We start from the raw sequence: 16,664 nt of genomic DNA on the forward strand, positions 1-16,664 counted from the left end.
CCGGGCGCATGTTCGTTGCGCGGGGCCTTTCGATGGTTGCGCAAGGCGCCTTTCCGCGCCTGGACGAGGCTCCGGAAGCCGAATGGATTGACACCTCGTCAGGTCTGCTTCATGGTGCTCGCCACTCGATACGGGAGGCACGGCATGGACCTGGATGTCCTGTACGAGATCGACGTACCGAAGCCCTGGAAGGGGCCGCACCCCTACGGTCAGCGCGCGGCCGAGCAGCGGGCGTACCGCGAGGCCGTGGAGCAGATCCGGCTCGCCGACCGGATGGGTTTCCGCACGGTGTGGGCGGTGGAGCACCACTTCCGCGAGGGGCGCTCGCACTGCCCTGCCCCGGAGGTGCTGCTGGGCCATCTCGCGGCGCTGACCGAGCGCATCCGGCTGGGCTTCGGCGTGACCCTCACGCCCTTCGGCTTCACTCCCCCGCAGCGGATCGCGGAGAAGGTCGCCGCCGTCGACGTACTGTCCGACGGACGCGTGGAGTGGGGCACCGGACGCTCGACGCCCATGGAGCAGACGGCTTTCGGCGTGGACCGCGCCAACTCCCGCGAGGACTGGCGCGAGGCGATCGAGATCGTCACCGGGATGTGGCGCGAGGAGTACTTCGCCTACGAGTCGCCGCGCTTCGCCTTCCCCCGCCGCATGGTCACCCCGAAACCGGTCCAGGACCCGCATCCGCCCTGCTGGATGGCGGCGACCTCGCCCGGCTCGGCGCAGGTCGCGGGCGCGAGCGGCCTCGGCCTGCTCTCGTTCTCGATCATGCAGCCGCTGGAGTCGATGGCCCGCCAGATCGACGCCTACCGCGCGGCTGCCCGCGCCCCGCACCCCATCACGGACGTCACGACGGACCGCGTCGCCGCGTACACCCTCGTCCACGCCACGGACCGTCCGGGCAAGCGCGTCTGGGACTCGGTCGCCTGGTGGTACGAGAACCTCGCGCGCTTCACCCTGGACTGGGAGCTCCCCCATCTCTCCCCCGACGAGCGTGAGCGGGCCTTCCCGCTCCTCGATCCGATCCTCCAAGGCGCCGTTCCCGTAAGGGAGTTCAACGACGGCGACATGATCCTCATCGGCGACGCGGAGACAATCGTCCGCAAGGCGAAGCACTACGCGGACCTCGGCATCGACCAGCTCATCTGCTACGTCCAGTGGGGCTATCTGGAGCACCGGGAGATCCTGCGCACGATAGAGATCCTGGGGAAGGAAGTCATCCCGGAACTGGCGGGGTACCGGCCGAAGGCGGCGCCATGACCCCAGGCCCCGCAACCCCTGACCCCACAGCACCTGACCCCACGCCCGCTTTGGACATGTCCCCGGTGCCCGACTACGCCTCCCTCCACCGCCTCGACGGCCGGTCGTTCGTCCTCCTCGGCGCCGGCAACGGCATCGGCCGTCAGACCGCGCACGCGCTCACTCAACTGGGCGCCCGGCTGCTCTGCGTCGACGTGGACAAGGAACGCGCGGAGGCCGTCGCCGCCGAGACGGGCGGGGTGCCGTACGTCGCCGACGTGACCGGACGGGAGGCGGTACGGGACCTCTTCACGCATGCCGTACGGGAGTTGGGCCCGGTCGGCGGAGTCGTCGACATCGTCGGCATGGCCCAGTACGGCCCCCTGGACGCGATGGACGACCAGGCCTGGGACTGGCACTTCGACATGGTGCTGCGGCACGCGTGGCTCGCGGTCCAGTACGGCGGCCCGGCGGTCGCCGAATCCGGCGGCGGCCCCCTCGTGTTCGTCGCCTCCGTCTCCGGCCTGACCTCCGCGCCGCTGCACGCCGCGTACGGCGCCGCGAAGGCCGGCCTCGTGTCGCTGGTCCGCTCGGCGGCGGTGGAGTTCGGGCCACGCGGAGTACGGGTCAACGCCGTTGCTCCCGGGGCGGTGTGGACGCCACGCGTCGCCGCGCTGCTGGGCACGGAGGGCCGCCGGCGCAACGCCGAGAACGCGCCGCTCGGGCGCATGGCCGAACCCGCCGACATCGCCTCGGCCCTGCTCTTCCTGGCGTCCCCGCTCTCCTCGTACGTCACCGGTCAGACCCTCGTCGTGGACGGCGGCGTCACGGTCAAGTTCCCGTACCCGACGATCGGCGGCCCACGATGAAAAGCCTCCTGCGCGGCATCGCCTGGTGGTCGAACGACGGCCGTCCACTGCGCGCCGACCCGGCCGACCGGGACCGGCTGCCGGCCGACACCTGGTCGCGGGCGCTCGTACCGGCGGGCGTACGCCTGGAGTTGAGGTGTCGCGGGGTGTCCGCGCTGCGGATCCGGTACGCGGCGTCGGAACCGTCCCTGGCGGACACCTACCGCCCGCACGCCCCCGTCTTCACGCTGCTGTCCGGCGACGAGGTGGCGGCCGAGACGTCGGCGCACCCGACGGACGACGACACGGCGGTTCTCGAACTCCCCCAACCCGACGGGGAGTTCACGGTGCACCTGCCAGAAGCCCTGTGCCCGGTGATCCGTGCGGTCGGCACGGACGCGGGCACGATCGAGCCCGCTCCCGCACTCCCCCGCTGGCTCGTCCACGGCGACTCGATCGTCGAGGGCTGGGCGGCGTCCCGCCCGCACCTCGCCTGGCCCGCCATCGCCGGACGCGCACTGGGCGTCGAGACGGTGAACCTCGGCTACGCGGGCGCGGCGCGCGGCGAACTCGCCTCGGCCGAGCAACTGGCCTCGCTCAGAGCCGACTTGATCACCGTCGCCCTCGGCACCAACTGCTGGGCGCGGACCCCACATTCGGCCCCGCTGCTGTACGAGGTGACCCGCGCGTTCCTGGCAGTCGTCCGCCGGGCACACCCGCACGTCCCCCTGCTGGTCGTCTCCCCCGTCGTACGCCCGGACGCGGAGACGACTCCGAACCGCCTGGGCGCCACCCTGGCGGACTTGCGCGAGGCGGTGGAGCGGGCCGCTCGCGAGGTCCCCCTGCTCCCCGGAGGCCGGCTCCTGGACGCCGCCCAGCTGGTGGACGGCGTCCACCCCGGCGACGAGGGGCACGCGCGACTGGCGGAGGCGGTGGTGGAGGCGATGCGGAAGACGGAGTGACGGCCACGATGGCGCGCGGCTCCGCGCCCCGGCGTCAGCCCTCGTCCGGCCCCCCGGCGATCGCCCGCGCCTGCGCCACGTCCTCCTCGTCGAACCCCAGCTGCCCGGGCCGCCCGTACGCCGCCGCCTGCGCGTCGATCCAGCGTGTGTGGGCCTCCCAGGCGGCCTGCTTGCTGGTGCCGAGGGCCGCGCCGATCTGCGACCAGGAGGCCCCGGACTCACGGGCGGCGCGGACGGTGAGCTGACGGCCGTACGCCGCCTTGTGAGCGACCACCTCGCTCAGCGCGAGGAGTTCCAGCAGCTCGGCCCGGTCGAGCGCCTCGGCGTCGCTCCCGGCCCCGGCGAGCGACTCCCGCACGCGCAGCTCGTCGAGGCGGGCCACCGCGGTCAGCAGGGTGTACTGCGGCTCGATGTTCTGCGGTGTCGTCATGACTTCAGCGTTGTGTCAAGCGGGCTTGACGTCAAGAAGGCCTGACGCCCTGCTCGACGACGGACAGCTCTTTGACCAGGAAGGTGCACGGGTCGGCGCACTCACGGGTCGTGCCCGCGGCGTCCTCGTACGACCAGCGGTCGACGTATCCGGTCAGACGCCGGTACCCGAGCCGCGCGTAGAGCTCCGCCGCGCGCGGATTGTCCGCTCCCACGCCGAGACCGATCACTTCGAGGCCTCGCTCCCGGGCCAGCTCCTCGGCCGCCCGGATCAGCGCGCTGCCGATGCCCCGCGAACGCAGTTCCTCGGGCCACACGCCGAGCCCGTTTATCTCGGGGCACCCGGGGCGCGCGGCCCGCACCTCGGGCGCGGCGCAGCCGGTCCAGCGCACCTCCGCGTGCCCCACGGGCCTCTCGTCGCGCCAGGCCACGAGATACGTACTTTCGCCCGCCTCCTGCCGGGCGAAGCGGCGGGCGTGGAAGGACGTGGCTCCGGCGGAGCCGATGTACTGGTCGAGGAGCGCGACGTCGGCGGCTCCGCACATGGCGATCTTCATCCGGTCGACCCTAGTGGCGTACGGACGCCGACGGCCCCCGTGGTCGCACCACGGGGGCCGAACGGGACAAGAAGCGCGTCAGCTCCAGCTGGCGTGCAGCGGCTTGCCCTCGGCGTAGCCGGCCGCGCTCTGGATGCCGACGATGGCCTTCTCGGCGAACTCCTCCAGCGAGTTGGCGCCCGCGTAGGTGCAGGAGGACCGGACGCCCGCGATGATCGAGTCGATCAGGTCCTCGACGCCCGGGCGGGACGGGTCGAGGAACATCCGCGAGGTGGAGATGCCCTCCTCGAACAGCGCCTTGCGGGCCCGGTCGTACGCCGACTCCTCGCTGGTGCGGTTGCGCACCGCGCGCGCGGACGCCATGCCGAACGACTCCTTGTACAGGCGCCCGTCGGCGTCCTGCTGAAGGTCGCCCGGGGACTCGTACGTACCGGCGAACCAGGAGCCGACCATGACGTTGGACGCGCCCGCGGCCAGCGCCATGGCGACGTCACGCGGGTGACGGACACCGCCGTCGGCCCACACGTGCTTGCCGTACTTCTTCGCCTCGGCGGCGCACTCCAGGACGGCCGAGAACTGCGGGCGGCCGACGCCGGTCATCATGCGGGTTGTGCACATGGCGCCGGGACCCACGCCCACCTTGATGATGTCCGCGCCCGCGTCGATGAGGTCCTTGACGCCCTCGGCGGCGACGATGTTGCCCGCGACGATCGGGACCTGCGGGTCCAGCGCGCGCACCGTCCTGATCGCGCTGATCATCGACTCCTGATGGCCGTGCGCCGTGTCGATGACGAGCGTGTCGACGCCCGCGTCCAGCAGCTGCTTGGCCCTGCCCGCCGCATCGCCGTTGATGCCGACTGCGGCCGCGATGCGCAGCTTGCCCTGCGCGTCGGTGGCCGGGGTGTACAGCGTGGCGCGCAGGGCGCCCTTGCGGGTCAGGATGCCGGCGAGCTTGCCGTCAGCGTCCACGGCGGGGGCGTAGCGGCGGTTGGCGTGGTCGAGCTTGTGGAAGGCCTCGCGCGGCTCGATGTCGGCGTCGAGGAGCAGCAGGTCCCGGGACATGACCTCGGTCAGCTGCGTGAAGCGGTCCACGCCGGAGAGGTCGGCATCGGTGACCACGCCGACCGGGCGGCCGTCCTCGTCCACGACGACGCCCGCGTTGTGCGCGCGCTTGTTCAGCAGCGCCAGCGCGTCGGCGACGGTCTGGTGGGGGGCGAGGACGATCGGGGTGTCGAGCACCAGGTGGCGTCCCTTGACCCAGGAGATGACCTCGGTGACGACCTCGATCGGGATGTCCTGCGGGATGACGACGAGGCCACCGCGGCGGGCGACGGTCTCGGCCATCCGGCGGCCCGCGATGGCGGTCATGTTGGCGACGACGAGCGGGATGGTGGTGCCAGTGCCGTCCGGGGAAGCGAGGTCCACGCCCTGACGCGAGCCGACCGCGGAGCGGCTGGGCACCATGAAGACGTCGTCGTACGTCAGGTCGTACGGGGGCTGGATGTCATTGAGGAAACGCACGTGCTGCACATCCCAGTCGATCAGAGGTGGCCCCCGGACAGGTCAGCCAGGGGGAAGAGCACGTACTTCATTGTCCCATGTCGGCCGGTATGTGTTGCCCGGACAGATCATCCAGGCTGGCCGGAGGGCAGTTGGTCGGATCCTCCAAGAGAGAGGACGACGGACAGCGTCGCGTCGTGCTCCTGGTAGTGCCCCGCGGCCGACGCCAGGACCTCCTGGGCGATCTCCCACTCGTCGGGGCGCCGGACCGCGTAGGGTCGCCAGCCGGTCACCACGAGCAGTCGGCCCGGGGTCGCGGGCCCCCAGTCGGGGTCGCCCAGGACGTCCGCGAGCGCGTCCCAGTTCCGGCCGAACCACTCGGGCAGGTCGAGGGCGCGCACGCAGCGCTCCATGAAGGCACCCTTGTCCCCGACGCCGGTGAGGTCGAGCTCGGTGACCTGCCATCCGGCCGTGCGGCACATGTCCGCGAAGGGCCCGTGAGTCATCTCAGCACCGCCCTGAACGACTTGTAGTGATCATCGCTGTAGTAGATCTCACCGCCCTGCCCGGTGACAATGCGCCGGGCTCCGCGGTCTCGCTCGCCGGGGGTCTTGACCGTGTACTCGTGGTAATAGCCGCGGGGGTGCTTCGGCAGCAGCCGCTCGAAGTTGCCGAAGACGATGCCGTCCCTGGCGTACGGGAAGGGACCGCCCTTGTCGATGAGGGCGAGGGTCTGACGGGCCTCGGCGGGCAGCTGGGCCACGGGGACGGTCCGTATGCCGCCGACCCAGGAGGGGGCTGCCGTCGAGGCTCGGGTGTCGGAGACGCTCGTGGTCGCCGAGGAGCAGCCCGTCAGGAGCACTCCGAGGCACAGGAACAGGCCCGCGAACACGCGGGGGACGGACCGCAGCAGCATGACGTCGATGCTGCCACGGCCGCCCCCTCGCGGCGCGCGGTGCGAAGACCTCAGGGCCCGTCGGGGTCCGCCCGGTTCAGAGCCGGTCGCGGCGTCGGACCCGCCGTCATCAGATAGTCCGCCGCCGACGTGTCCGTCACCAGGCTGGTGACGAGTCCGGAGCGCAGCACCGCGTCGATGGCGGCCGCCTTCCGCTGCCCGCCGGCGATGGCGACGACCTCGGGAATGCGCCGCAGCCGGTCGGCCTCCACCGTGATGCAGCGCTCGCCCAGGTCACGGCCGACCCGTCGGCCCTCGGCGTCGAAGAGGTGCGCGGACATTTCGGCGGCGACACCGAGCGACGCGTAGTGCGCGCGCTCCTCGTCGCTCAGCATGTCGTGCACCGTGGAGATGCCCGGCTCCCAGGAACCGATGGACACGCACGCGACCGTGACCTTGTCGAAATACTCGAAGGCGCGGGCGATCCCGGTCTGGTTGCGCAGCGCGGCCGCGGTGGCCGCGTCGGGCAGCAGCATCGGCGCGTAGATCGGGTGGGCGTCCCCGCCCGACACCTGGGCGGCGCGCCGCACGGCCTCCACCGAACCGCGCTCGGCGGTCCCGGCGTCGTACACGCCCGTCAGCTGCACCACCGTGCACGGCGGGAGCCGGTCGAGCGCGGCCGCCATGTGAATGGTGGAGCGGCCCCAGGCGAGGCCGAGCACATCGCCCTCGTTGACGAGCTCGCCGAGCAGGTCGGCGGCCACTTCTCCGAGGTTCTCCGGATCGGGCGACTCCTCGGCCTCGGCCGGGGACTCGACCACGACGGCGTGCCGGAGGCCGTAGCGGGCGCGCAGCGCGTCGGAGCGCTCCGCGTCCAGCTCGGCGGGCACACGGATCTCGATCCTCACCAGATCCCGTTCGAGAGCGGTCTCCAGGACCCGGGCCACCTTGAAGCGGCTGACGCCGAACTCCTCCGCGATCTGGATCTTGGACTTGCCCTCGAGGTAGAAGCGGCGGGCCATGGCCGCCGCCTGCACCAGCTCAGCGGGTCCCATCCGCATGGCTGACCGGCCCGCCGACATACCCGACACGGCGATCTCCTCACTGCTGTTCACACTCTGGATTCGCCGTTCATCCTTGCAGATCCGGCGTACTTGATCAGCCCTGATGGGCGGCGTTCACGTTCCCTTGGCTCAGTGGTCGCACGCCCACGCCGCATGGGACGTCGCCTCCTGTGCCTGGGTGCGCAATGCACGTACCGCCTGAGCCGGGTCCGATGCCCCGTACACCGCCGAACCGGCGACGAAGACGTCGGCTCCGGCCTCCGCGCACCGCTCGATGGTGGAGGCCGACACGCCACCGTCGACCTGGAGCCACAGTTCGAGGCCGTGCTTGCTGATCAGCTCACGGGTGCGGCGGATCTTCGGGAGCATGATGTCGAGAAACGCCTGGCCGCCGAAGCCGGGCTCGACCGTCATGATCAGCAGCATGTCGAGTTCGGGGAGCAGGTCCTCGTACGGCTCGATGGGGGTCGCGGGCTTGAGCGCCATGGAGGCGCGGGCGCCCTTGGCCCGGATCTCGCGGGCGAGTCGCACCGGCGCGGCGGCCGCTTCGGCGTGGAAGGTGACGGAACCGGCACCCGCTTCGACGTACTGGGGAGCCCACCGATCGGCGTCCGCGATCATCAGATGGCAGTCCAGCGGCGTGTCCGTCGCTCGGGCCAGAGACTCTACGACCGGCACACCGAGCGTGAGGTTCGGTACGAAGTGGTTGTCCATGACGTCGACGTGGAGCCAGTCGGCTCCTTTCACCGCCTTTGCCTCCTCGGCAAGACGGGCGAAGTCGGCGGACAGGATGCTGGGGTTGATCTGCACGGCCATGCCCCAAGACTGCCATGCCCGGCACCGGTTGCTCTCCTCGGTCCAGACCTAGGCCGTTCTGCGGATGTTGTACAGCGGCCCGACATGCCATGCTGGGCCGCCGACCGGCTCCAGATACGGCTACGGGGGTGGCCATGACGGACGGGAAAGAGCGCCATGTGCGCCAGGGACTCATCGGATTCGTGTGCGGGCGGCGCAGCAAGTGGCTGATCGTCGGCCTGTGGCTGGTGGCGCTCGTGGTGGCGGCACCGCTCGCCTCCAAGCTCACCGACGCCCAGGAGAACGACGCGGCCTCCTGGCTGCCCGGGTCCGCCGAGTCCACCCAAGTCCTCGACATGTCCAGCAAGTTCAGGCCCGAGCAGATCCCGGCGGTCGTCGTGTACGCCCGCGAGGGCGGCCTGACCGCCCAGGACAAGCGGGCCATCGCCCAGGACGCCCAGCGGATCAAGGACCTCACGGCACACGGCGTACGCGGCTCCGAGACGCGCGGCCCCGTCTACAACAACCCGACCGCCCCCGAAGCCGCCCAGATCTACGTGCCGATCACGATGGACAAGAAGGGCTGGGAGGAGATCGCGCCCGCGGTCGACTCCATCCGTGACCAGGTCGGCAAGGGCGGCGGCGGTCTGGCGGTGCACATCACGGGCCCGGGCGGCACCTCCGCCGACTTCTCCAAGGCCTTCGAGGGCATCGATTCGACGCTGCTGTTCTCCGCGATGGGCGTCGTGATCGTGATGCTGCTGCTCACCTACCGCAGCCTCACCCTGATCTTCGTCCCGCTGATCGGCGTGGTCGCCGCGCTCTTCACGTCCCAGGCGCTGATCTATCTCCTCGCGAAGCACGCGGGCCTGACCGTCAACGGGCAGAGCGCGGGCATCCTCACCGTCCTCGTCTTCGGCGCGGGCACCGACTACGCGCTCCTCCTGGTCGCCCGCTACCGCGAGGAGCTGCGCCGCCACGAGGACCGGCACGAGGCGATGGCACTCGCCCTGAACCGCGCGGGCCCGGCGGTGCTGGCGTCCGGCGCGACGGTCGTCCTGAGCATGCTCGTGCTGCTGGCCGCCGAGATGAATTCGACGCGGGGCCTGGGCCCGGTGGCCGCGATCGGTGTGGCCGTCGCCCTCCTCGCCATGGTCACGCTCTTCCCGGCCCTGCTGCTGGTCTTCGGCCGCTGGATCTTCTGGCCGGCGATCCCGCACTTCGGTTCGTCCGACCCGACCGCGAGCGGCGTCTGGGCCCGGATGGGCCGCCGTATCGCCCGCCGCCCCCGCGTCGTCTGGGGCGCCACCGCCCTCGCCCTGGCGGTCCTCTCCCTCGGCCTGCTGCAGATCCGCGCCGCGGGGATCAGCAACGCGGACGCGTTCACCGGCAAGCCGGACTCCATCACCGGGCAGGAGATCTCCGAGCGGTACTTCCCGGCGGGCAGCGGTGATCCGCTGGTCATCGTCTCCAGCCAGGCCCAGGGCGAACAGGTCCGCAGCGCGGTGGCCGGTACGAAGGGGGTGGTGCCGAACAGCATCACCGTGCCCGCCGGCACGAAACCCTCGTACGACAGCAAGGTGCTGTTCGAGGCGACGATGACCGATCCCGCCGACAGCGAGGCCGCGAAACGGACGGTCGAGCGCGTACGGGATGCCGCGCACGCCGTGCCGGACGCCGACGCGCGGGTGGGCGGCGGGACCGCGGCCCTGCTCGACATGGACGCGGCGACCACCCACGACAACATCCTGATCATCCCGGCGGTCCTGCTGGTCGTGCTGCTGATCCTGGGTGTGCTGCTGCGCGCCCTGGTGGCGCCGCTGCTGCTGATCGGGACGGTCGTACTGTCCTTCGCGGCAGCGCTCGGCGCCAGCGCGCTCGCCTTCCGGCACATCTTCGACTACGCGGGCGAGCAGACGGACTTCCCGCTGTTCGTCTTCGTCTTCCTGGTCGCCCTCGGCATCGACTACAACATCTTCCTGACCACCCGGATCCGCGAGGAGGCCGACAGCCAGGGCACCCGTGCCGGTGTGGTGACGGGCCTTGCGGCGACGGGCGCGGTCATCACGTCCGCGGGCCTGGTCCTGGCCGGCACCTTCGCCGCGCTCGGCACCCTCCCGATGGTCGCCTTCGCCGAGATCGGCTTCGCGGTGGCCCTGGGCGTCCTCCTGGACACCTTCATCGTGCGGTCGATCCTGGTGACGTCGCTGTTCCTGGACGTGGGACCGAAGGTGTGGTGGCCGCACCGACTGGCCCAGGAGGGTGACTCGGGGCGGCCGGCGGCGACGCCGTCACAGGCTCCGGAACCGGCGTCGCAGCCGGACTAGGACGAGCCCGGGGCCGGGTCAGCCGGTCCTGCGGATCAGCGCCAGGTACATGGCGTCCGTCCCGTGCAGATGCGGCCACAGCTGTACGTCGGGGCCGTCGCCCAGGGCCGGTACGCCCGGCAGAAGCGGGCGGGCGTCGAGCAGTTCGGCGGAGCCGTCGTCGTAGTGCTTGAGCACGTCGTCGACGACCGCGCGGGTCTCGGCGAGGTGCGGCGAGCAGGTCGCATACCCGACGACACCGCCGACCCGCACCGAGTCGAGCGCCGTGCGCAGCAGCCCGCGCTGGAGCGGCGCGAAGCCCTCCAGGTCCTCGGGGCGGCGCCGCCAGCGGGCCTCGGGACGGCGGCGCAGCGCGCCCAGCCCCGTGCAGGGCACGTCCATGAGGACGCGGTCGAAGGTGCCGGGCCGCCACGGCGGACGGGTGCCGTCGGCGGCGATCACCTGATACGGCCCGGGGTTGCCGGCGAGCGCCTTCGCCACCAGGCCGGCCCGGTGCGGCTGCTTCTCCGAGGCGAGCAGGACGGCACCGCGTTCGGCGGCGAGCCCGGCCAGCATGGCGGCCTTGCCGCCGGGTCCGGCGCAGCCGTCCAGCCAAGTCTTGTCGGGTCCGTCGAGCGGCGCGTTCGCCAGAGCGAGGGCGACCAGTTGGCTGCCCTCGTCCTGGACGCCGGCACGGCCCTCCCGTACGGCGTCGATGGCGCCCGGTTCGCCGCCCTCGGTGAGCCGCACGGCATACGGCGACCAACGGCCGGGCAGCGCGGACTCGTCTCCGAGTACGTCGAGGAGCTCATCGGCGGTGGAACGCCCGGGCCGGGCGACAAGGGTCACCTCGGGCCGCTCGTTGTCGGCTTCGAGCAGATCCTCGATGCCCGCACGGCCGCCGCCCAGCGAGTCCCACAGCGCGGAGACGACCCAGCGCGGGTGCGAGTGCACGACGGCAAGATGGTCCTCGGGGTCCTCGTCGTAGGGCGGCGCGACCTGCTGCAGCCACCCATCGAGATCCTGCTGCGCGACCTTGCGCAGTACGGCGTTGACGAACTTGGCGCGCCCGTCGCCGAGCACGACACGGGCGAGCTCGACGGATGCCGAGACGGCGGCGTGCGTGGGAATCCGCGTCCCGAGCAGCTGATGCACACCGAGGCTCAGCACATCGAGCACCGGCGGATCGACTTCCCTGAGCGGCCGGTCGACACAGGCCGCGATGACGGCGTCGTACGTCCCCTGCCGGCGCAGCGTCCCATAGACCAGCTCGGTCGCCAGCGCCGCGTCCCGCCCGTCGAAGTCGCCCTTCTCGCGTGCCTTCCGCAGCAGCGGCGGCAGAACGAGGTTCGCGTACGCATCCCGCTCGTCCACGGCCCGCAGCGCCTCGAAGGCGAGCATGCGGACCGGGTCCTTCTGCGGACGGCGGTAGGGCTTGCCGGGCTTGCGCGGCCGACGGGACTGCTCACTCACGAAAAAGGTGCTCCGGATTCTGGATGGTTCGACCCGTCCAGCCTACGTCCGGACGGGCGCGGGGGGCCGTGCGGGCGGCGTACGCCGGGGCGGGCGTGGGCGCGCGTCGCGGGCGCGGAGTGCCCGCAGGGGCCGCGTCGGCGGGGCGGGGGTGGGCGCGCGTCGCGGGCCGCGTCCGCCGGTCAGACCCCGAGGCGCTCCCCGGAGGGAATCCGCACGCCGCGCGCCCAGTCTGCGGCGCGCATCGGCTTCTTGCCCTGGGCCTGGACCCAGAGCAGCTCGACGGCGTACGAACCGGTGCCCACGTAGACGTTGTTCTTGCCGACGGACAGCTCGCCCGGGGCGAGGTCGGTGCGGTCGGGCACGGACGCGACCTGGATGAGCTTGAGCCGCTCGCCCCGGAACACGGTCCAGGCGCCGGGCGCGGGCGTGCACCCGCGGACGACCCGGTCGACGCGCAGCGCCGGGGCGGCCCAGTCGATGTGGGCGTTCTCGACGGTGATCTTCGGCGCCATGGTGACGCCGTCGGTGGACTGCGGCACGGCCTTGAGGCTGCCGTCCTCGATCCCGTCCATCGTCGCCGAGAGCAGCCCGGCGCCGGCGAAGGCGAGCCGCGTGAGCAGGTCGCCGCTGGTGTCGGTGGGCCGGATCTCCTCGGTGACGGTGCCGTACACGGGCCCCGAGTCGAGCCCTTCCTCGATGAGGAACGTGGACGCACCGGTGATTTCGTCGCCGGCCATGATCGCGTGCTGCACGGGAGCGGCGCCGCGCCAGGCGGGCAGCAGCGAGAAGTGCAGATTGACCCAGCCGTGGGCGGGGATGTCGAGGGCGACGCGCGGCAGCAACGCCCCGTACGCGACCACGGGGCAGCAGTCGGGCGCGATCTCCCTGAGCCGCGCCAGGAACTCCTCGTCCCGCGGCTTCACCGGCTTCAGCACCTCGATCCCGGCCTCCTCCGCCCGCTCGGCGACCGGACTCGCGACGAGCCGCCGCCCCCGCCCGGCCGGCGCGTCGGGCCGCGTGACGACAGCGGCCACCTCGTGCCGCCCGGAGGCGATCAGGGAGTCCAGAGCGGGAACGGCGACCTCGGGGGTACCTGCGAAGACAAGCTTCATGGGTGGCGGTTGGCCTCTCGGGCGGGAGTTCTTGAGCCCCCGCACACCTGCCGGGTGGGGCGAAGCACGGGGCAGCGCACCAGTCTATGCGGCCCCGGGACTCGGGGGCGCGCAGATTCCGCGCCTGCCGCGCGCCCCCAACTCGCGGCCCCCACCTCGCGGCCCAACCCGCGCCCACCACCTCGCAGCCCAACCCGCGGCCCCAACTCGCAGCCGCCAACGGCGACCCGCCCCCACGGGAGACCCGCACTCGACACCTGACTCGCACGGGCGGTGAGCGGGCGGTGCGCGGGCGGGAGAACAACCGAGCCAAGGCCGAATGCGGAGGCGAGTCCCCCACCGGCGGCGTACGCATCAAGACGCGCCCCGGGCATATGCCCTTACGCCCCCGATGCGTGACCAGCGGAGCGTAAACGCGTTGGTCAAGAAAGAGTTGACCACAACGGGCCGCAATCGCGGCCCGATCCTTTTCAACGCCGGTTCGAGAGGCTTGTTCATGGCCGACCACGCAACCCACGACGCCCAGGCTCGGGCCAGCCTGCACTTGCTGGTGCGGGACATCGAGCGGGTCCGCCGGCAGGTGGACGCACTGCGCACGCTCACCGCCCAGTTGGGCAACGTCTACCGCCCGCGCCGCTCCGGCCCCTCCACGGGCTTCGTCGTCTACGGACGCGCCCCCGCCCCGACCGTCCGCCTCGCCCAGGAGCTGCGGGACAGTGTCGAGACCCTGGTCACGGCCGCCGTGGACTTCGACCGCTCACTCGGTTTCTCGTGGGACGCGGTGGGCTCGGCCCTCGGAGTCACCAAGCAGGCTGTGCACCGCCGTTACGGCGCCCGCCGCGCCGCCGCCCAGGCAGCGGCCGAGGCCGAGCGGGCCACCGAGACGTCGGGCAGCCACACCGTAGCCGTCAACACCGGCATCCCCACGGTGCCGACGGTCCCCGCGGCCCGCTCGATGCCGACCCAGCCGACGGCGGGCAGCCCCACCCTCCGAGAGGACGTCAGGCCCACCGCGTTCCCGGGCCCGCGCAACGGCTGACCGACTCCTCCGCTGCCTCCCGGAGCCGACCGACCCGGGAGGCAGCCTCATGGCGAGGCAGCCCGCGCCGAGGCAGCCCAGGCTTCACGCCTTCGCTGATGCACCCTCACCCAATGTCCGGCGGATCGATCCGAACCCGTACGGGCTCGCTTCCCCCACGCGCCATCCGCGCCGCCTGCGCGGTCTTCAGCGCGGTCGCCAGCGCCGCACCGCTCCCGGGCGGCACGCGGATGAGGGCCCGCTCCCAGCGCTCACCCGGAGGCGGCGCGCCCGCCCGCCGCGGCCGCCCCGCCTCCGTGACGGCCATCGGCACGGGCCCCAACACCTCGGCGTCGCACGGCAGTTCGACCACCGCGAGAAACCCGGCGAGAGCCTCCGGCGCACCGGAGACGGCCGCCATCCGAGAGACAGGCGGAAACCCCAGCTCGGCCCGCTCGGCGAGTTCGCGCACCGCATGCCCGACCGGATCCCACCGCACGAGCGCCTGCACGGGCCGCAACGTCGGCTCGGCGACGACCACCACGGTGCCCCCGGCCCCCTGCGGGCGTACGAGCGCCGCGGCCCCGATCCACCGCCGCAACGCGTCCTCACCGGCCCGCAGATCGGGCCGCCCGAGCATCGCCCAGCCGTCAAGCAGCAGCGCGGCGGCGTACCCGCCCTCGGCGACAGGCTCGGCCCCCGGTGTACTGACGACCAGGGCGGGCGCCTCGGAGACCGTGTCCAGCACCTGCTCCCGCCCGGACGTCCGCACCGGCACAGCCGGGAACGCCCGCCCCAGCTCCTCGGCGGTGCGCCGCGCCCCTACGATCTGCGCCCGCAGCCGGAACCCGCCGCACTCGGGGCAGTGCCAGGCCGCCTCGTCCCGCCCGCACCACGTACACCGCAGCGCCCCCGCGTCCTGTGCCTCCAACGGCCCGGCGCAGTGCCGGCACCGCGCGGGCGCCCGGCACTGCGCGCAGGCCATCCGGGGCACGTACCCCCGGCGAGGCACCTGCACCAGCACGGGCCCGTTCCTCAGTCCCTCCCTGACGACCTGCCAGGCAAGCGTGGGCAGCCGCGCGGCACGAGCGGCCTCGTCCCGTGCGAGATCCCCGTCGCCCACGGTCCGCACGAGCGGCGCGGCCCCCCGCACCTGCTCCCGCTCCGCGACGAGCGGCAGTGCCCACCCGCTCTCGACGAGCTGCGCGGCCTCGACCGTGCAGCCCCAACTCCCCAGCAGGAAGGCGCACTTGTCATGGGCGGCGCGCAGCAGCAGCACCTCCCGCGCATGCGGCTGCGGAGCGTGCTGCTCGCTGTGGCTGTCGTCCCCGTCGTCCCAGATGACGACCAGCCCCAGATCCCGCACGGGCGCGAACATGGCGGCCCGGGTGCCCACGACGGCCCGCACGGACCCACGCCGGACGGCGAGCCACTCCCGATACCGCTTCTCGGGCCCGGCCTCGGCGGTGAGCACCGCATGCCGCCCCTCCCCCAACAGCGAGGTCAGCGCGGCATCAACCCGGGACACGGCGCGCCCGTCCGGTACGACGACGAGGGCGCCCCGCCCGGAGGCGAGCGTCGCGCCCACGGCTCTGGCGATTTCCTCGGCCCAACCGGGACCCGGCAACGCGTTCCACACGGCTCGCGGCGCCCCGCCCGCCGCGAGCGACTCCAGAAAAGCGGCCCCGCGCCCGTACCGTGCCCAGGACCCCACCTCGGGCGCCCCGGGAACCGGCGGTGGCGCGGGCGAGGGCTTCCCTTCGGCCCGCGCGTTCCGCGGCGGCACGGCGAGCTGCAGCACATCCGCGAGGCTTCCCGCATACCGATCGGCGACGGCCCGCGCCAGCCTCAGCAACTCGGGCCCGAGCACCGGCTCGGGAGACACCACCTGGGCCAGCGCGGCGAGCGGCCCGGAGTAGTCGGAGTCGGCGAGCCGCTCGACGAGATACCCGTCGATCAGCCCCCCGCCCTCACGCCGGCCCTCCCGAACTCGATGCCGCCCGGCCCCGAACCTCACCCGGACCCGCACCCCGGGCTGAGCCGCTTCGTCGAGCTCCTCGGGCACGGCGTAGTCGAAGTACCGATCGAGGTGCAGCACACCTTTGTCGACCAGCACCCGCGCGACGGGCAGTTCGTCGGCAAGGGCCGCTCCCCGCCAGGTCCGCGGCTTCGCCTTGGGCACCTTGGCCTGCCGCACCCCCTCGCGAATCAGCGCAAGCTGTTCGGGCGGCGCACCCTCCGCGCCACCCTCACCCCGCCCATTCGCGCTGCTCACAGCAACATTCCTACCAGACCCCACTGACACCGCCGTGCGCCCGAGATCAAGCCGGCCACGGATCGCGAACGCCCTGAGGACGCTTCTGCCATGGACCACTCGGCCATACCGGTCCAGGACCGGCAGCAGGATTCGAACCTGCGAAGGAGATCTCCCGGAAGTAACCGCAACCATCGCACCGGGCGCCTCGA

Annotated in this window: 15 protein-coding genes; 5 read left to right on the forward strand and 10 right to left on the reverse strand. The window is 72.5% G+C overall.

The window, feature by feature from the left end; translation table 11 throughout:
* The first annotated feature begins 144 nt into the window (after window positions 1-144).
* From ACZ4RZ_RS45505 to ACZ4RZ_RS45515, 3 genes are read left to right on the forward strand one after another with little or no spacing between them, the layout of a single operon-like run.
* Window positions 145-1,257 (forward strand): LLM class flavin-dependent oxidoreductase, encoded by a 1,113-nt coding sequence (locus ACZ4RZ_RS45505; RefSeq protein ID WP_467753452.1) that lies wholly within the window; start codon window positions 145-147, stop codon window positions 1,255-1,257.
* A gap of 56 nt (window positions 1,258-1,313) precedes the next feature.
* Window positions 1,314-2,105, forward strand: a complete 792-nt coding sequence (locus ACZ4RZ_RS45510) for an SDR family NAD(P)-dependent oxidoreductase (protein ID WP_467753453.1) — start codon at window positions 1,314-1,316, stop codon at window positions 2,103-2,105.
* Entirely contained in the window at window positions 2,102-3,046 is a 945-nt protein-coding gene (locus tag ACZ4RZ_RS45515; protein WP_467753454.1) for a GDSL-type esterase/lipase family protein, read from the forward strand. Before ACZ4RZ_RS45510 ends, ACZ4RZ_RS45515 begins: the two co-directional genes overlap by 4 nt.
* Before the next feature lie 34 nt (window positions 3,047-3,080).
* On the opposite strand, the gene ACZ4RZ_RS45520 is transcribed toward ACZ4RZ_RS45515, so the two are convergent.
* The 7 genes from ACZ4RZ_RS45520 to rpe form a co-directional block, all read right to left on the reverse strand.
* Window positions 3,081-3,476: a hypothetical protein gene (locus ACZ4RZ_RS45520; RefSeq protein ID WP_467753455.1), complete on the reverse strand. Its 396-nt coding sequence runs from the start codon at window positions 3,474-3,476 to the stop codon at window positions 3,081-3,083.
* A 31-nt stretch (window positions 3,477-3,507) separates the two neighbouring features.
* The gene (locus tag ACZ4RZ_RS45525) at window positions 3,508-4,032 is read right to left on the reverse strand and encodes a GNAT family N-acetyltransferase (protein WP_467753456.1); all 525 of its coding nucleotides are present in this window, start codon (window positions 4,030-4,032) and stop codon (window positions 3,508-3,510) included.
* Window positions 4,033-4,110: 78 nt separating this feature from the next.
* Window positions 4,111-5,553, reverse strand: a complete 1,443-nt coding sequence (locus ACZ4RZ_RS45530; RefSeq protein ID WP_467753457.1) for a GuaB1 family IMP dehydrogenase-related protein — start codon at window positions 5,551-5,553, stop codon at window positions 4,111-4,113.
* Window positions 5,554-5,660: 107 nt separating this feature from the next.
* Window positions 5,661-6,038, reverse strand: coding sequence for a barstar family protein (locus ACZ4RZ_RS45535; RefSeq protein WP_467753458.1), 378 nt, complete (start codon window positions 6,036-6,038; stop codon window positions 5,661-5,663).
* Window positions 6,035-6,448: a guanyl-specific ribonuclease gene (locus ACZ4RZ_RS45540; RefSeq protein WP_467753459.1), complete on the reverse strand. Its 414-nt coding sequence runs from the start codon at window positions 6,446-6,448 to the stop codon at window positions 6,035-6,037. Before ACZ4RZ_RS45540 ends, ACZ4RZ_RS45535 begins: the two co-directional genes overlap by 4 nt.
* Before the next feature lie 50 nt (window positions 6,449-6,498).
* On the reverse strand, window positions 6,499-7,542 hold the full coding sequence (locus ACZ4RZ_RS45545) for a sugar-binding transcriptional regulator (RefSeq protein WP_467753460.1): 1,044 nt from the start codon (window positions 7,540-7,542) through the stop codon (window positions 6,499-6,501).
* 78 nt (window positions 7,543-7,620) lie between these two features.
* Window positions 7,621-8,307 (reverse strand): ribulose-phosphate 3-epimerase, encoded by a 687-nt coding sequence (gene rpe, locus ACZ4RZ_RS45550; protein WP_467753461.1) that lies wholly within the window; start codon window positions 8,305-8,307, stop codon window positions 7,621-7,623.
* A gap of 134 nt (window positions 8,308-8,441) precedes the next feature.
* Between rpe and ACZ4RZ_RS45555 the strand changes: the two genes are divergently transcribed.
* Complete coding sequence (locus tag ACZ4RZ_RS45555) at window positions 8,442-10,613, forward strand: MMPL family transporter (RefSeq protein WP_467753462.1); 2,172 nt, start codon at window positions 8,442-8,444, stop codon at window positions 10,611-10,613.
* Between the two features lie 18 nt (window positions 10,614-10,631).
* On the opposite strand, the gene ACZ4RZ_RS45560 is transcribed toward ACZ4RZ_RS45555, so the two are convergent.
* The gene (locus ACZ4RZ_RS45560; protein ID WP_467753463.1) at window positions 10,632-12,065 is read right to left on the reverse strand and encodes an RsmB/NOP family class I SAM-dependent RNA methyltransferase; all 1,434 of its coding nucleotides are present in this window, start codon (window positions 12,063-12,065) and stop codon (window positions 10,632-10,634) included.
* 182 nt (window positions 12,066-12,247) lie between these two features.
* The gene (gene fmt, locus ACZ4RZ_RS45565) at window positions 12,248-13,180 is read right to left on the reverse strand and encodes a methionyl-tRNA formyltransferase (protein ID WP_467753464.1); all 933 of its coding nucleotides are present in this window, start codon (window positions 13,178-13,180) and stop codon (window positions 12,248-12,250) included.
* A gap of 496 nt (window positions 13,181-13,676) precedes the next feature.
* Here fmt and ACZ4RZ_RS45570 point away from each other — a divergent pair, with 496 nt between their 5' ends.
* Window positions 13,677-14,219 (forward strand): hypothetical protein, encoded by a 543-nt coding sequence (locus tag ACZ4RZ_RS45570; protein WP_467753465.1) that lies wholly within the window; start codon window positions 13,677-13,679, stop codon window positions 14,217-14,219.
* A gap of 106 nt (window positions 14,220-14,325) precedes the next feature.
* On the opposite strand, the gene ACZ4RZ_RS45575 is transcribed toward ACZ4RZ_RS45570, so the two are convergent.
* Complete coding sequence (locus ACZ4RZ_RS45575) at window positions 14,326-16,473, reverse strand: primosomal protein N' (protein WP_467753466.1); 2,148 nt, start codon at window positions 16,471-16,473, stop codon at window positions 14,326-14,328.
* Window positions 16,474-16,664: the final 191 nt, after the last annotated feature.

This window comes from Streptomyces sp. NPDC027189 (assembly GCF_055566975.1).

Excerpts from the sequence above, each read along its gene's own strand:
- ACZ4RZ_RS45515 (WP_467753454.1), top strand. The coding sequence starts at position 2,102 with ATGAAAAGCCTCCTGCGCGGCATCGCCTGGTGGTCGAACGACGGCCGT.
- ACZ4RZ_RS45505 (WP_467753452.1), top strand. The coding sequence starts at position 145 with ATGGACCTGGATGTCCTGTACGAGATCGACGTACCGAAGCCCTGGAAG.
- ACZ4RZ_RS45570 (WP_467753465.1), top strand. The coding sequence starts at position 13,677 with ATGGCCGACCACGCAACCCACGACGCCCAGGCTCGGGCCAGCCTGCAC.
- ACZ4RZ_RS45535 (WP_467753458.1), bottom strand. The coding sequence starts at position 6,038 with ATGACTCACGGGCCCTTCGCGGACATGTGCCGCACGGCCGGATGGCAG.
- ACZ4RZ_RS45525 (WP_467753456.1), bottom strand. The coding sequence starts at position 4,032 with ATGAAGATCGCCATGTGCGGAGCCGCCGACGTCGCGCTCCTCGACCAG.
- ACZ4RZ_RS45540 (WP_467753459.1), bottom strand. The coding sequence starts at position 6,448 with ATGCTGCTGCGGTCCGTCCCCCGCGTGTTCGCGGGCCTGTTCCTGTGC.
- ACZ4RZ_RS45555 (WP_467753462.1), top strand. The coding sequence starts at position 8,442 with ATGACGGACGGGAAAGAGCGCCATGTGCGCCAGGGACTCATCGGATTC.
- fmt (WP_467753464.1), bottom strand. The coding sequence starts at position 13,180 with ATGAAGCTTGTCTTCGCAGGTACCCCCGAGGTCGCCGTTCCCGCTCTG.
- rpe (WP_467753461.1), bottom strand. The coding sequence starts at position 8,307 with ATGGCCGTGCAGATCAACCCCAGCATCCTGTCCGCCGACTTCGCCCGT.
- ACZ4RZ_RS45520 (WP_467753455.1), bottom strand. The coding sequence starts at position 3,476 with ATGACGACACCGCAGAACATCGAGCCGCAGTACACCCTGCTGACCGCG.
- ACZ4RZ_RS45510 (WP_467753453.1), top strand. The coding sequence starts at position 1,314 with ATGTCCCCGGTGCCCGACTACGCCTCCCTCCACCGCCTCGACGGCCGG.